The following is a 13970-nucleotide window of genomic DNA, read 5'->3' on the forward strand; positions in this document are numbered from 1 at the left end:
AAGCGGAAATAATTCCGCTTTTATCGCCTATTAATTACTTGTGTTCTCAATTTGCTCATCAACTTTGCCCAATAATATTCCCAACCCGCTTTGCCGTTTGATTGTTTTTTTGACTGCGGTTAGCCAGATTTCTTCAGAAGCGAACACTGAAAGTCGCGGTTTGGCTCTGGTGACGGCGGTATAGAGTAACTCCTTCGACAAAATCGGGGAATAATCCGGCGGCAGTACGACGATGGTATGTTCAAACTCCGATCCCTGAGATTTATGGATCGTCATGGCAAAGGCGGTTTCATGCGCCGGAATACGGTTCACCGACACGCTTTTATAACCGTCGCCCGTCTCGAAATACACCCGATTATCGCCTAAATACAAACCAATATCGCCGTTGAATAATTTCACGTTGTTATCATTTTGCGTCACCATAATCGGTTTGCCGACGAACCAATCACGACTATGCTTGAACCGGACTAATTCTTTCTGACGCAACGCTTCGGCAATCTGTCGATTAAGGTTTTCCACGCCGAATTCGCCGGCACGGAGTGCGGTCAGAATTCGTACCGAATTAAACGCACGGAAAATCTGCCGCAATTGCGCAGCGGTAGGCATATTGTTTTTCGGAATCAGCTTCAAATAATCTTGATAATTTTCTACCGCACTTTGCAATAATTGACGCAAATAACGATGACGATAAGCCTGTCGGACGTTAACCTCATTCGACGGCGCCACGAATTCCGCCAGCGGAATGTCCGTGCTGTCTTTCAATAACCGCCAACTTTCCTTCGCCTGCATATTATTAATGGCCGCCGCCAGTTTACCCACGGAAGAATCCAAATTAAAACGCGTACTACGGGTTAAAAAAGCCAAATGGTGGCGAAGATTATGGTAATTTGACGATCCGTTAATCCGTTCTCCGGTTAATTCGTGCAACACCGCGGCAAATTCCGGCGAATAATCGTAACGCAAGAATTGCCCGATTTCGCCCAGAATCGCTCCTGCTTCTACCGAAGCCAGCTGATCCTTATCGCCCAACAGAATCAGGCGCGCATGAGACGGCAAAGCGCGCAGCAATTTCGCCATCATCGATAAATCAATCATCGAGGCTTCGTCCACAATCAGCATATCCAGCGGCAGTGGGTTATACGCATGAAATCTTACGCTGTCTTCGAACGGTCGCACGCCTAGCAAACGGTGCAAAGTGTCACTTTCCGTGGAAATGGTTTCCCGCACCGCCGGCGGCAAATCCAACCGCACTAAACTGGCTTCCAGGCTTTCTTTCAGACGCGCCGCCGCTTTCCCCGTCGGCGCCGCCAAACGAATACGCAACGGCGGTAAATGTTGTTCGTATTGCAGCGTTTGAATCGTCGCTACTAAACGCGCTACGGAATAGGTTTTCCCGGTACCCGGCCCGCCGGAAATCAAGGTAAAGGGCTGAATTAAGGCCGTAGCAACGGCAATTTTCTGCCAATCCGTTTCCGGTTTTTTTTCCGCAAAAAAACGGGACAACAGATTGCGCGCTTTTTCCACCGGAACAAAAAACGGCGGATTTCGGCTCTCCATCGTCTGCCGGCGATTGTTCTCACCTTCGGCACCGCGAGCTAAAAAAACATCGTTTTTTTTGACCGCACTTTTCAGATAATCCGCTACGGTTTGCTCATCCTGCCACACTCGATATAAATACAACGCGTTATGCTGAAAAACGAAAGGACGAGCTTGTTGCTGCGGTGTGCCGGTGAATGCTATATGTTCCGCCAATGCCGATTGCCATTTCTCCACCGGTAAGAAATTGATTTTTTGTTTGATTTCAAGCAGATAATCCCTTTCCTCCGCAACGGTTCCATAAGCTAAACCGAAGGGATTACGTTCCAAATCCTGATCCAAAAACAGACAGGTATTGCCCTGTAAATGCGCGGTATGAACCAACGCCGCCAACAGCACCGCCAGCGCCTGTTGCGCAGCGTCGTACGCCATGCCCTGCTGTTTTTCGTCAATCAGTTTGGCGAAATAAAAATCGGCGTCCGTCAGCACATTAAGCGCCTTCAAGCGGGCTAATAAATTAAGCATGCACTAATTCCTCCAAGCCGCGAATCAAGCGTACATCGGGGCGAGTGGTAAAAACGCCCGTCCCGCCCGTGCCGTTCATTCCGCGTACATAAGCGTAAGTGACGCCGCCGAAATGAGTTTCGTAATCGTAAGCGGGTAAACGCCGTTGCAGAAAACAATGTAACGCCAGGCTGTACAACAAATACTGTAAATCATAATGATGCTGTCGCATATTCGCCCGAATGCTTTCCTCGTTATAAGCGGACAGCAAATTGGTTTTATAATCCAGCAAATAATATTTGTCTTCATGGCGATAAACCAAATCGATAAACCCGCGCAGCATGCCCTGGATCTGATCCAATAAATAAGGCTGTTGATACGGCGGATGATATTGTCGCAACAGCCGATTAAAGGCTTTCACATCAAAAGTGCGGTTCAAATTCAGGTAGAATTGCATTTCTTTCAGGCAATTTTTCGGGTTTATCTCCGTTAATTTCACACCGGCGGATAACGGCGTGCGTAACACCGCCTCAAGCCACATTCTTAACGGCGGCAGCCAGGATTCGTCCAGCTGTAACCCTTGGCAAAGCGCAAGAAGCTCCGCGTCCTCAATAGGTTGGTCGAAGTTATGTTTTTCAAAAAAACGGTGCAAAATTACGCCAAATTTTGTGCCGCCTTTTAATGCCAACGGACTGTATTCCTGCGGAAAATCCCGCCACAAAACGGCGGTTTCTTCATTGAGCGACAAAAACTCGTCCGGTTGTTCGTCATAATCCAGGGCGTCATCAAAAATCTCGGAAAATTTGACCGCACTTTCTTCTCCGTGAAAACGTTGATTTCTCTCGTGCATTTGGGCTAACGCGGTAAAACTGGTGACGCCCCAGTTTTGTTCGATCTTGCCCGTAAAGGTTGCCGCCGCAAGAGGCGCCTCGGCGTTCGTCGGCGGTTGCCATTTTTCGTCGGAAACGGTTTCCGGCATGGTTTCCAAAGTATAATTTTCAGCGTTCAAACAGGCAGATAATAAAGCCGCCGCTTGTTTTTCCGGTTTGCCGGTAATTTTTATATCATCGCCGATTTCACCGCGGCTTAACGCATACCAAACCGGATTCCAGCAGGCTTCCCGTTTGCCGCCGAATTCCGTCGGCAACGCCATGGCAACCTGATATTTTGCTCGCGTCAGCGCCACATACAGCAGGCGCATTTCCTCCGCCAGTTTTTCTTGCATCGATTTATCCTGATGAAGCGCATTCATATCCCATTGCGGTTCGGCGTTTTTATCATGAAAAATAGCGATTTCGTCCCGGCTTTTCACATCGTCAAAGGCTAAAAACGGCAGCCAGACCAAATCATATTCCAATCCTTTGGATTTATGAACGGTGACGATTTTCACCAAATTCTGTTCGCTTTCCAACCGCACTTGTTGTTCGGCCTGACGATCGTTGCCCTGAATTTGACGTTCAAACCAGCTCAATAAAGCGGATTCGCTTTCGTTCAACGCGGCAGCTTCCTGCAGCAATTCGGCTAAATGCAATAAATCCGTTAAACGGCGTTCCGCATTCGGTCGAGCGGAAATGCGCTCGATAATATTGACTTCATCGCCTTCGCCTTTATCCAGAAAAATCCGGTGCAACATCGGCAACACGCCTTGTCGGTGCCAGATGCGCTGATAGTTTTCAAAACGCGTCATCCAGCCGTCCAGCAATTCGGCCTGCCGTTTAATTTGCTGTAATTGCACCACGGAAAAGGCAAAAATGCCCGTCGCCAGCGCATTCATAATATGGCGTTCGCTGAAGGGATTCAGACAGGCCGCCAGAATGAACGCCAATTCCCTCGCTTCCGTGCAATCAAACACATTGGTGCGATCCGACAAATAGACGGACGCAATGCCGCGTCGTTGCAGGGCGGATTTGATTTTGTCCGCGTCGCTGCTTTTGCGTACCAACACCGCGATATTTTCGGGACGCAACCGAGCGTTTCGCATGCCGTCTTGCGGCGTATCGGCGATAAATTCTGCCTGATTTTCGCCCGCACTTGTGAGCCATTGCCGAATATTGTCGGCGCAATATTCCGCCGCCTGTTCGCGCGTGCCCGAATAAAATGCCATCGGCGCCTGTTGTTTGCCCCGCCAGACAAAGTGCGGTTGATTTTTGCCCGGTTTTACCGGTTCAAACCGAATGTTGTCGTATATAAAGGCGGCGGGAAAATCGAACAAACCGTTCACCGCTCGAATCAAACGGCTGTCGGAACGATAATTTTTACTTAGCGTAAAACGATCCCGCCCGGCGTCTTCCGCCGCTTTCAGATAAGTGAAAATATCGGCGCCACGGAATTGATAAATCGCCTGCTTCGGATCGCCTATCATCATGAATCCGCAATCCGGCTGATTTACGTAAATACTTGAAAAAATTTGATATTGTTGTTCATCCGTATCCTGAAACTCATCAATCATGGCGAAAGGATATTGATGGCGAATAAAGGTTGCCAGCTGTTCGCCCCGTTCCGATTGCAACGCATTTTTTAACAAGCGCAATAAATCGTCGAAGCTTTTTTCCGGATGATGCTGTTTGTAAGCCACTAACTGGCTATTCAGCACCCGCAGATAATGGAAAAGCAGGATCTTTTCGTCTAAATCCAACTGACTTTGCGCCGCTTCAATTTGTGCTTTTTGTTCGTCCAAATAATGGAAAAACCGATGAGTAAACGCCGTTTTACCTTTTAATACCGCGCCGTTCAGATAATTCTGCGTGAAATACCAAAGCTCGTTGGGAATGTCGCGGCGTTCGCTGTTCACCCAATCCTGAATTTTTGCCGTGCGGGCGATAAAATAATCCTGTTTGAACTTGTTGCCGTTAAACACCGAAGTACCGGCATAATTCGCTTCGAATAAGGCGGAAATCTCGGCAAAATGCTTTATCCAGGCGGATTTTAATTCATCGACTTTATCCGTCGTCGCGGCTAAATGAGACGCCAATTCCCGTTGCAGAAATTCATCGGTGGGAATGGTCAGTAAGTGCGGGCGATTTATCGACACTTTTAAGGTTTCGCCTTTTAAATAAGCGCGAATCTTTTTTAACACGTTTTGCGGCGAAACTAATTTTCGGTGAATAAATTCGCTCACGGCAAAGGATTGTCCGTAAAACTGTTGCCGCCAGAAATCATTTGCCAGCTGATTCAGCAATTCCGTTTCGTCCGTCACCAGTTCCAAATTAAAATGAATACCGGAATTCACCGCATATTGCATCAGCATGCGGCGACAAAAACCGTGGATGGTGTAAATCGCGGCAAGATCCATATTCTGTTCGGCAAAAGTCAGCCGGCGGAGGGCCTCATTCGGATCCAGTCTTTCCAGAAAACGAGCGGTCAATTCCCCGTTTTCCTTCACCAGAAATTCATTCTCCGTATTCAGAAACAGACTTAAATCCTGATTTTCCCGATAAGCGGAGAACTGCGCTTTCGCCAGATGAATACGGGAACGAATACGCTCTTTCAATTCTTGCGTTGACGCATCAGTAAAGGTTACCACCAGAATTTGTTCCACTGTCAACGGCGCAGAAAAAGCGTTGTCTCCCGCTTGCAACAGCAAACGCAGATACAAAGACGCCATGGTGAAGGTTTTACCGGTGCCGGCGGAAGCTTCAATCAAAGTCGTCGTTTGCAACGGCGTACTGATAGGATTTAAGTGTTGAATCGCCATAAATTTTACTTATACAAATAAAGGGGATTTTATTCCCCTTTTATTTAATTCGTCAGTTAAAAATTAAAAACTTTGTCCGCTTCTATCGACCAATCGGCAAGTTCCGCCAACGTACCGATTTGCACGCCTTCGGCCAGCGGGAGATCGGTCATACCGCGCGCATTGGTACAGGTTTTGCACAGTTTAACGGCGGCACCCTGCGCGGTCAGAATTTCCAGCATTTGTTGAATATGATAACCTTCCGCCGGATTTTGTTTCGCCAATCCGCCCGCAACCGCATCAGACATTAAAAATAGCTTCAATTCGACCGCACTTTTATATTGTTCCTGAATTTGTAACGCCAAACGCAACCCGCTGAAAAAACTTTCATTACCGTAAGGGGCGGCATGAATAATGAACAATAACTTTTGCATATGCTCCTCCCGAAAGAATTATCCTACCCAAATAAATTTGATTAAAAACAGAATCGCCACCACCCAAACCGGTGCATTCACTTCGCGAATACGTCCCGTGCAGGTTTTCATCGCACAATAGCTGATAAAGCCGAATGCAATTCCTTCCGTTATAGAATAAGTAAAAGGCATCATAGCGGCGGTAATAAACGCCGGCGTGGCTTCGGTTAAATCTTCCCACTGCACTTTAATCAGACTGGACGCCATTAAAATACCCACATAAACCAATGCCCCGGCAGTAGCATAAGCCGGCACCAACCCCGCCAGCGGTGAGAAGAAAATGGTTAACAGAAATAATAACCCCACGACGACCGCGGTCAAGCCCGTTCTGCCGCCCACGGATACGCCCGCGCCGCTTTCCACGTAAGTACTGATGGCGGAAGTGCCCACATAAGATCCTACGACGCCGCTTAAACTGTCCACAAACAACGCCTGACGCATTTTCGGGAAGCGACCTTTTTCGTCGCTGATCCCCGCTTTATCGGTGACCCCCAGCAAAGTACCGGACGAGTCAAATAAATTCACCAACAGAAATGAAAAAATAATGCCGAGCAACGCGCTGTCCAGAGCGCCGGCAACATCTACTTTGCCCACCACGGCATCCAAACTCGGCGGCATAGATACCACACCGTGGAACTGTACGTCCGGATCTAAAAATAACGCCAATCCGGTCACCACTACAATAGAAATCAATACGCCGGAATAGATATTCCGCGCCGCTAACACGGTAATGATGAAAAAGCCCAAAATGCCCAGCAACACTTTCGGATCATGCAGTTCGCCCAATGCGACCAAAGTTGCCGGATTGGCCACAACCAGCCCCATATTTTTGAACCCGATTAAAGCGATAAAAAATCCGATTCCCGCGCCGATTCCCACACGCAACCCCAGCGGAATGGACGCCATCAGCCAATAACGAATCTGAAATAAAGTTAACAAAAACAACCCGACAGATCCCCAGAAAATCGCTCCCATGCCGATTTCCCAGGAATAACCCAATTTCGCCACCACCACATAAGCAAAGAACGCATTCAGCCCCATGGCGGGCGCCAACGCAATCGGCAAATTACTGAATAAGCCCATGGCCAAAGTACCGAAACCGGCAATCAGGCAAGTGGTGACGAATACCACCTGTTTATCCATGCCGGCATCGCCCAAAATGGACGGATTGACAAAGACAATATACACCATGGTGAAAAAAGTGGTGATACCCGCCACAATTTCCGTTTTGGTGGTCGTGCGTTTTTTATTAAATTGAAAAAAACGGGAAATAAAAGATTGATTTTGCATCATTGGTTCACTTTTAAAATAAAAAAATCAGGCCAAAATTCTAACAAATTCCCAGCTAAACTGCGATGTATTTTTCTAAAAAGTGCGGTCGGGAAAAGTGAAGTATTTTGAAGCTTGGTAATAACCATGGGAAGATTGGGTTACCAAAACTCGAATATATAATTTTGAGCAAAAGTCTCGATGTTTTAAAACTAAATACCTTGTTTTATTTCTTCTACTAAACGTAACAAACGGTCTTCTCGTAAGGTCTTATTTTTTAACTCGCATTCCCAAATAACGATAACTTTAAACCCTAAATCTTCAAGCGTTTTACGGTTTTTTATATCCCGTTCTTTATTTTTCGTTATTTTTTCTTTCCAGAACTCAAAATTACTACTTGGAAGCGATCCTTTAGGACAGACGTGTCCGTGCCAGAAGCAGCCGTGTATAAAGACGACGGTTTTGTATTTAGGCAAGACAATATCGGGAATTCCGACATATCGTTTATCGTTTTTTCGATAGCGAAACCCCTTTGAAAACAAAAACGTCCCGACCAATATCTCAGGTTTGGTATTTTTACTTTTAACCTTCGACATAATTTCAGAACGTTTTTTCGGGGGAAAGATGTCAGTCATGAGTTGGTTTCAAGAATTATCCGATTTTTTAGAACGTTTATGCGTTTGTTCTACTTTGCGTAGTAAATAAGAAATTAAGCTTAATAGATCCAAAGCGTCTTTATCATTAAAAACATCAGGGTATAGTTTGTTTCTTAAATCATGTTGTACCGGATTTCTAAAGCCTGTCCATACACCACACGCCATTTTCTCTAAGCCGTCTTCTAAATTTTTTTCTGATTGATTGCTGTTGTCAGTTAATAAAAGAATTGAATTATTACTACCAAAAGCCTTTTCTAAGAGTTTATATCCGTCTGAATTACGAATCCCGGTTTTATCTTGTACTTTATCTTCGAAAATCTTTACCGCCTCAATAGCGGCACTTAAATAATCTTTGCGATTATTGTAATAATCGTTGCAAGCGGCATGAAGGTCTGGATGTAAGTGGCGCCAATGATAATAAGGATATTCAGGAATTAAAATATGCAATGCCTTAATAACTTTCGCTTGCTCGGATTCGGTTAATTCCGAGTCGTCAACACCTTTCAGAATTTCTTGAACAGGCTTTTTTACGTCACTCGGTAATTTGTTTTGCCAATCGCTAAGATCAATATTATGTTCATTTTTTATTTTCTTCTCTTTTTCTTCTTTTCTTTTTTTCCTCCAATCGGAAGCTATAACGGCAACGACTTCTTCTAAGAAGTTCCTTAACATCGTAGTAACCGGCTGCTTCCAATCTAAAGAAGTTCTATCAGTAGAAATTAAATCTTCGTTATCGTCGTCAATAAAATCAACATTAAGCCATCCCGTTAGATAAGAATAAAAATAGCTGGACTCGCTGCTTCGGAAGAACTCCGGTGCATTAACCATGCGACCGTTAGCAAAAAGCGTAATACCTTTCATATTATTCTTTAACGGTTTTTCCGTAGTGATGAATTTACCGTTGATTAATCCGGAAGAGGTATATTTTTCAGCTTTCTCCGCTAATGCGTCCGTTTGAATCAATTCTTCATAGTTCCATTCAAATTGCGGCGTAACGGATTTATATTTCAGATGGCTGTCGATAACTTTTACTTCGCCGCCATTTAAACTCATCTGAATACTGAAATTAGGGTCGGGAAAATTGAACAATCTTGCAAGATGTTCGACATAATTATCCAAAGGATAGCCTTGTTTCTTGGTTAATTCCGTAAGCGTTATCGTCGTTCCATCGGGAGCGGACGAGTCAACGGAAGTATTAAATTGAGGACGATAATCGCCTTCGCTATTCAAGATTTCTTTATAATTTAAAGCAAAGATAACCTTTTCACCGTTTTTTACTGTAGATATTTCGATTTTATTTCCTAAACCGAACAAAGCTAACTTACCCAACCCTTTCTTTCCGGTCGGTTTCCTATTATTAATGGAAGGCTGCCCTTCTTTACGACGGTTACGACCGATTCTCAAATAAAAATCGTTAATTTCATCGAAACTCATCCCTATTCCGTTATCCCGTATCACAATTTTATGTTCGGGTTTATCGTAAAGAAAAACTTCCGCTACCGTTGCACCCGCATCGTAAGCATTCGCCACCAATTCCGCAATAGCAGGGACGGTATTCTTATACATTTTTACACCTAGATGCTCGATTACCGTCGGTTGAAAACTCATTTTCAATTCTGGATCAGACATTTTAATCTCCGTTTTTTATTGTCTTTTTAAACCGTTGTTAATAATCGCTTTCCCGATTTGTTCGGCGTACTTAGGCGGTACTGCGTTGCCGATTAAACGAGCGATTTTTTCCCTACTATTTGCTTTGAAAATATAAGTTTTCGGGAACGATTGCAGTGTCGCACCTTCTCGTAAGGATAAGGCACGATCTTCTTCAGGATGGACGAAACGCCCGTTGGAAACGCTAAAAAACTTTGTCGTAATGGTCGGCGAAGGCTTATCCCACCATAATCGTCCGAAAGTGTCTCTGAAACTATCGTCTTTGCCGACGAAACATTTCAGTTGCAAATTCGGACGATCGGAGAAAGCAAAACGGTCTCCGCCGTCTTTCGGTATCAGCTTCAACCGTTGCAAATTGATTTCGGAGAGACCCGCACAACTGTGCATATAATCGGTATCGTCCTGATGTCCCGCCGTAATTTTCGGAAAGTCGTTGTTTTCGCCCAATACGTCTCTAACCGTTAAAATTCTGTCTTCTGATTTTAAGGGTTCCAGCTTGTCTTCACTTACTCGATTAGCGATTAAAGTAAAACGTTTACGGCTTTGCGGGACGTTATAGTGCTGCGTATTATGTATGCCGAAATGAACGGTATAACCCAAAAATTCCAATTTATCCACAAAAATGTCCAGCCCGCTTTCTTTTTGGCGGCTAAAAATTCCCGGCACGTTTTCTACGACGACATAACCGGGAACAAAATATTCGACGAAGCGTTGAAATTCGGATAAGAGGCTTTTGGATTTTTCGGATTTCTCTTTGCTGGTTCGAATCACACTCCAATATTGGCAGGGACTGCAACCGACTAAAATCAAATCGTCGTCGTTTCGGGAAAGATTAAGCGTACTTTCCAATTCTTTTTCACCCAATTCGAAAACATTAGCGTGAATAAATTTTGCGTTTTCGATATTCGCTTCATAGGTTTCTTTGCAACTGATTTCATAATCGATCCCTGCGAGGATTCGGATGCCGGCTTGTTGCAAGCCGTAACTCATTCCGCCGCCGCCGCAGAAAAAATCAATCGCTTTTAATTGCTTATTTTTCATTCCGTTACTCAAATACACTAAACGAATAAAACGCTATTTAATAGAAATCTTGTAGGTCAAATTCTAGCATAGAATTTAAAAAATTTCGTATACGTTAAATGAATCTTTATGAGATGAGTTCAAGACCTTTCAGATTATTCTGACTGATACCCCAAAAATTCCAAAACGCGATTAAAATTATGACATTTTTCACGATAGAATGGTACTGATAGCAAAATTTAACGTATGTTTGTTCCTCCGACAACACAGTAAAAAGTTGACAAGTTTTCCCTTTGGCAGCAAACTAGCAACCAATGTTTTATCGGAGATGATCATTTATGACTATGAAACAACTTAAAAAATTTGCTTTTATCGGACTTTCGGCATTAATGCTTCAAGGTTGTACCGCCGCATTGCTAGGCGGCGCGGCTGTAGGTACGAAAGTGGCGACGGATCCCCGTTCCACCGGCACGCAGATAGACGATGAAACCCTGGAATTCAAAGTCTACGACGCGATTACCAAAGACGAACAAATTAAAGCGGAAGGCCGTGTCGTGGTCGTATCTTACAGCAACCGCTTATTATTAATCGGTCAAGTTCCGACGGATATTGCCAAAGAAACCGCCACCAATTTAGCCAAAGGCGTGGAAGGCGTTAACGCGGAAACCATTTTCAATGAAATGAGCGTCGGCCCGGTCATCGATTTGACTCAACGTTCAAAAGACAGCTGGATTACCAGCCAGGTGAAATCCAAAATGTTAGTGGATTCTGCCGTGAAAACCACCGATGTTAAAGTCATCACGGAAAACAACCAGGTGTTCCTGATGGGGAATGTTACTCAGCAACAGGGTAACACCGCAGCCGAAATTGCCCGGAACATTTCAGGTGTGACGCGGGTGGTAAAAGTGTTCAAATATCTTGATTAAACGAACGAATTCCGCGCATAAATAAAAGCAAAAGTGCGGTCAAAAAATACGAAGTTTTTTAAACGTTGGTCAGCCAACGGCGCCGAAGAGGCGAACATAAAAAATTAACGTTTTTTTGACCGCACTTTTTTGTTTATGCCGGAATTCAATCAGGCCGAACGATTCGTCAAATAACGCTCAACCGTATCCACAATAGCCTGAGTTTGCGGATCGATCTCAATATTCACTAAATCGCCGACTTCCCGTTTTGCAATCAGCGTGCGCTGAACGGTTTCCGGAATCAGGTTCACGCTAAACCGATTGTCTTTCACTTCGCCGACCGTCAAACTAATGCCGTCGACAGCGATGAAGCCTTTGGTGAGAATGTATTTCATCACTTCCGGCGTCGGCAGTTCGAACCAAATCTGCAGATTATTTTCCGACGGAATGCGCTGCGCCACTTTCGCAGTGCAATAAACGTGTCCGGATAAAATATGTCCGCCCACTTCCGCGCCGAACTTCATCGCCCGTTCGATATTCACCCAATCGCCCGGCTTCAAGCCGCCGAGATTGGTAATGCGCAAGGTTTCGGTCATTAAATCGAAACTGACCGAATCACCGTCGATTTTGGTTACGGTTAAACAAACGCCGTTATTGGCTACGGAGGCGCCAATTTCCAGATCCGCCAGCAATTCCTGTGGCATTTTAACGGTATGTGTTCTAAAATTCGCTTTCTCAACAATAGATTGAATTTGTGCCGTGCCTTGCACGATGCCTGTAAACATAAGAAATCTCCACAAAAAAATTTCCCACATTATACTTGATATGAAAAAATTTCTAAATATTGCCGCCTATCAGGAACAAGCCAAACGCTTGGTTCTGCTTGCTTTTCCGATTCTTTTGGCGCAAATCGCACAGAATTCCATGGCGTTGGTGGATACCATCATGGCGGGACGTGTCAGCGCGGCGGATATGGCGGCAATTTCCGTAGGCGCATCCATTTGGTTTCCGTTGGTGTTATTCGGACAAGGCTTATTGCTTGCTCTGCCGCCGACCATTTCCTATTTAAACGGTTCGGGCAAGCGCGATCGTATTGCCCATCATGTGCGTCAGGGATTATGGATCGTTTTACTCGCCGCCGTTCCCATCGCCGCTTTGATTTATCACAGCGACTTTATTATTCAAAACATGAAGATGGAACCCAAACTCGCTGAGATTACAATAGGTTATCTGCACGCCATGGTCTGGGGCTTGCCGGGGTATTTGCTGCTGATCAATTTTCGCTGTTTGAACGACGGCATCGCCAAAACCAAACCGGCAATGGTGATTACCTTTTGCGGATTGCTGTTGAATATTCCGCTTAATTATATTTTTATTTACGGCAAACTCGGCATTCCGGCGTTCGGGGCGGTAGGCTGCGGTATCGCCACTTCGCTGGTGAACTGGGCGATGTGCATTATGATGATTCTCTACAACAAGCGGGCTAAAAATCAACGGGATCTCAAAGTGTTCGAACACATCATCGAAAAACCGAATTTCGCCACGCTCGGTAAGTTACTACGCCTTGGTTTTCCTATTGCCGTGGCATTGTGGTGCGAAGTAGCGTTATTTGCGCTGACTTCCCTGTTTTTATCGCCGCTCGGAACGGATATGGTGGCAAGTCATCAGATCACGCTGAATACCAGTTCGTTCATTTTTATGCTGCCGATGTCGCTGGGCATGGCGACCACCATTTTAGTGGGCCAACGTCTTGGCGAAGGATCGCCGCAAAATGCGAAGAAAGTGTCTTACGCCGCTTTAATGGTAGGGCTAAATATCACCGTTCTGACGGCATTCGTCACCGTTGTCTTCCGTGAACAAATCGCTTCCATTTTCGTCAACGACGGCAAAGTCATCGGCATGGCAAGTTCGTTATTGCTGATCGCAGCGCTTTATCAGTTTTCCGATACCGTGCAAGTGGTTATCGGCGGCGCCCTGCGCGGTTACAAAGACACCAAAGCCATTTTGTACATTACCGTTTTCTGTTATTGGGTTATCGGTATGCCGGTGGGTTATACGTTGGCAATGACCGATTTTTTCCTGCCTCATTTGGGCGCGAAAGGATTCTGGATCGGTTTTGTGGTCAGCCTCACAATCGCCGCAATTTGTTTAAGTATCCGAATGCGGAAAATTCAGGCCCGTTCCGACGAAATATTGCTGGCGCAGCTGGATAAACTGAAATAATTGCGCTTTGCCGCCGCGAATAAAAATAAAAGTGCGGTCAAAA

At 45.2% G+C, this 13970-nt stretch carries 10 protein-coding genes; 2 read left to right on the forward strand and 8 right to left on the reverse strand.

Annotation, left to right across the window (positions count from 1 at the left end; genetic code table 11):
* Positions 1–30: 30 nt before the first annotated feature.
* The 7 genes from recD to P7M01_RS02520 form a co-directional block, all read right to left on the reverse strand.
* A complete protein-coding gene (recD, locus tag P7M01_RS02490; protein ID WP_317482914.1) occupies positions 31–2061 on the reverse strand; it encodes an exodeoxyribonuclease V subunit alpha in 2031 nt (676 codons plus the stop codon).
* Positions 2054–5734, reverse strand: a complete 3681-nt coding sequence (gene recB, locus P7M01_RS02495; protein WP_317482915.1) for an exodeoxyribonuclease V subunit beta — start codon at positions 5732–5734, stop codon at positions 2054–2056. The genes recD and recB overlap by 8 nt, the downstream gene beginning before the upstream one ends.
* A 56-nt stretch (positions 5735–5790) precedes the next feature.
* Positions 5791–6147 carry a DsrE/DsrF/TusD sulfur relay family protein gene (locus P7M01_RS02500; protein WP_202937711.1) on the reverse strand — a complete coding sequence of 119 codons (357 nt, stop codon included), beginning with the start codon at positions 6145–6147 and terminating at the stop codon, positions 5791–5793.
* 18 nt (positions 6148–6165) lie between these two features.
* Positions 6166–7476: an NCS2 family permease gene (locus P7M01_RS02505; RefSeq protein WP_317482933.1), complete on the reverse strand. Its 1311-nt coding sequence runs from the start codon at positions 7474–7476 to the stop codon at positions 6166–6168.
* A 191-nt stretch (positions 7477–7667) separates the two neighbouring features.
* Positions 7668–8090 carry a very short patch repair endonuclease gene (locus tag P7M01_RS02510; RefSeq protein WP_317482916.1) on the reverse strand — a complete coding sequence of 141 codons (423 nt, stop codon included), beginning with the start codon at positions 8088–8090 and terminating at the stop codon, positions 7668–7670.
* A 9-nt stretch (positions 8091–8099) separates the two neighbouring features.
* The gene (locus P7M01_RS02515; RefSeq protein WP_317482917.1) at positions 8100–9740 is read right to left on the reverse strand and encodes a TIGR02391 family protein; all 1641 of its coding nucleotides are present in this window, start codon (positions 9738–9740) and stop codon (positions 8100–8102) included.
* A gap of 15 nt (positions 9741–9755) precedes the next feature.
* The gene (locus P7M01_RS02520) at positions 9756–10820 is read right to left on the reverse strand and encodes a DNA cytosine methyltransferase (protein WP_317482918.1); all 1065 of its coding nucleotides are present in this window, start codon (positions 10818–10820) and stop codon (positions 9756–9758) included.
* Positions 10821–11137: 317 nt separating this feature from the next.
* Here P7M01_RS02520 and dolP point away from each other — a divergent pair, with 317 nt between their 5' ends.
* Positions 11138–11725 (forward strand): division/outer membrane stress-associated lipid-binding lipoprotein, encoded by a 588-nt coding sequence (gene dolP / locus P7M01_RS02525; protein ID WP_202937712.1) that lies wholly within the window; start codon positions 11138–11140, stop codon positions 11723–11725.
* A gap of 149 nt (positions 11726–11874) precedes the next feature.
* On the opposite strand, the gene P7M01_RS02530 is transcribed toward dolP, so the two are convergent.
* Complete coding sequence (locus tag P7M01_RS02530) at positions 11875–12489, reverse strand: riboflavin synthase subunit alpha (protein WP_317476298.1); 615 nt, start codon at positions 12487–12489, stop codon at positions 11875–11877.
* A 40-nt stretch (positions 12490–12529) separates the two neighbouring features.
* On the opposite strand from P7M01_RS02530, the gene P7M01_RS02535 reads away from it, so the two are divergent.
* Complete coding sequence (locus P7M01_RS02535) at positions 12530–13927, forward strand: MATE family efflux transporter (protein ID WP_317482919.1); 1398 nt, start codon at positions 12530–12532, stop codon at positions 13925–13927.
* The last annotated feature ends 43 nt before the right edge of the window (positions 13928–13970 follow it).

This window comes from Exercitatus varius (assembly GCF_029577735.1).
Lineage (GTDB): Bacteria > Pseudomonadota > Gammaproteobacteria > Enterobacterales > Pasteurellaceae > Exercitatus > Exercitatus varius.

What these genes read in the sequence shown, in the direction of transcription:
- recD (WP_317482914.1), bottom strand. Translation starts at nt 2,061, where the DNA reads ATGCTTAATTTATTAGCCCGCTTGAAGGCGCTTAATGTGCTGACGGAC.
- P7M01_RS02535 (WP_317482919.1), top strand. Translation starts at nt 12,530, where the DNA reads ATGAAAAAATTTCTAAATATTGCCGCCTATCAGGAACAAGCCAAACGC.
- dolP (WP_202937712.1), top strand. Translation starts at nt 11,138, where the DNA reads ATGACTATGAAACAACTTAAAAAATTTGCTTTTATCGGACTTTCGGCA.
- P7M01_RS02510 (WP_317482916.1), bottom strand. Translation starts at nt 8,090, where the DNA reads ATGACTGACATCTTTCCCCCGAAAAAACGTTCTGAAATTATGTCGAAG.
- recB (WP_317482915.1), bottom strand. Translation starts at nt 5,734, where the DNA reads ATGGCGATTCAACACTTAAATCCTATCAGTACGCCGTTGCAAACGACG.
- P7M01_RS02530 (WP_317476298.1), bottom strand. Translation starts at nt 12,489, where the DNA reads ATGTTTACAGGCATCGTGCAAGGCACGGCACAAATTCAATCTATTGTT.
- P7M01_RS02520 (WP_317482918.1), bottom strand. Translation starts at nt 10,820, where the DNA reads ATGAAAAATAAGCAATTAAAAGCGATTGATTTTTTCTGCGGCGGCGGC.
- P7M01_RS02500 (WP_202937711.1), bottom strand. Translation starts at nt 6,147, where the DNA reads ATGCAAAAGTTATTGTTCATTATTCATGCCGCCCCTTACGGTAATGAA.
- P7M01_RS02515 (WP_317482917.1), bottom strand. Translation starts at nt 9,740, where the DNA reads ATGTCTGATCCAGAATTGAAAATGAGTTTTCAACCGACGGTAATCGAG.
- P7M01_RS02505 (WP_317482933.1), bottom strand. Translation starts at nt 7,476, where the DNA reads ATGCAAAATCAATCTTTTATTTCCCGTTTTTTTCAATTTAATAAAAAA.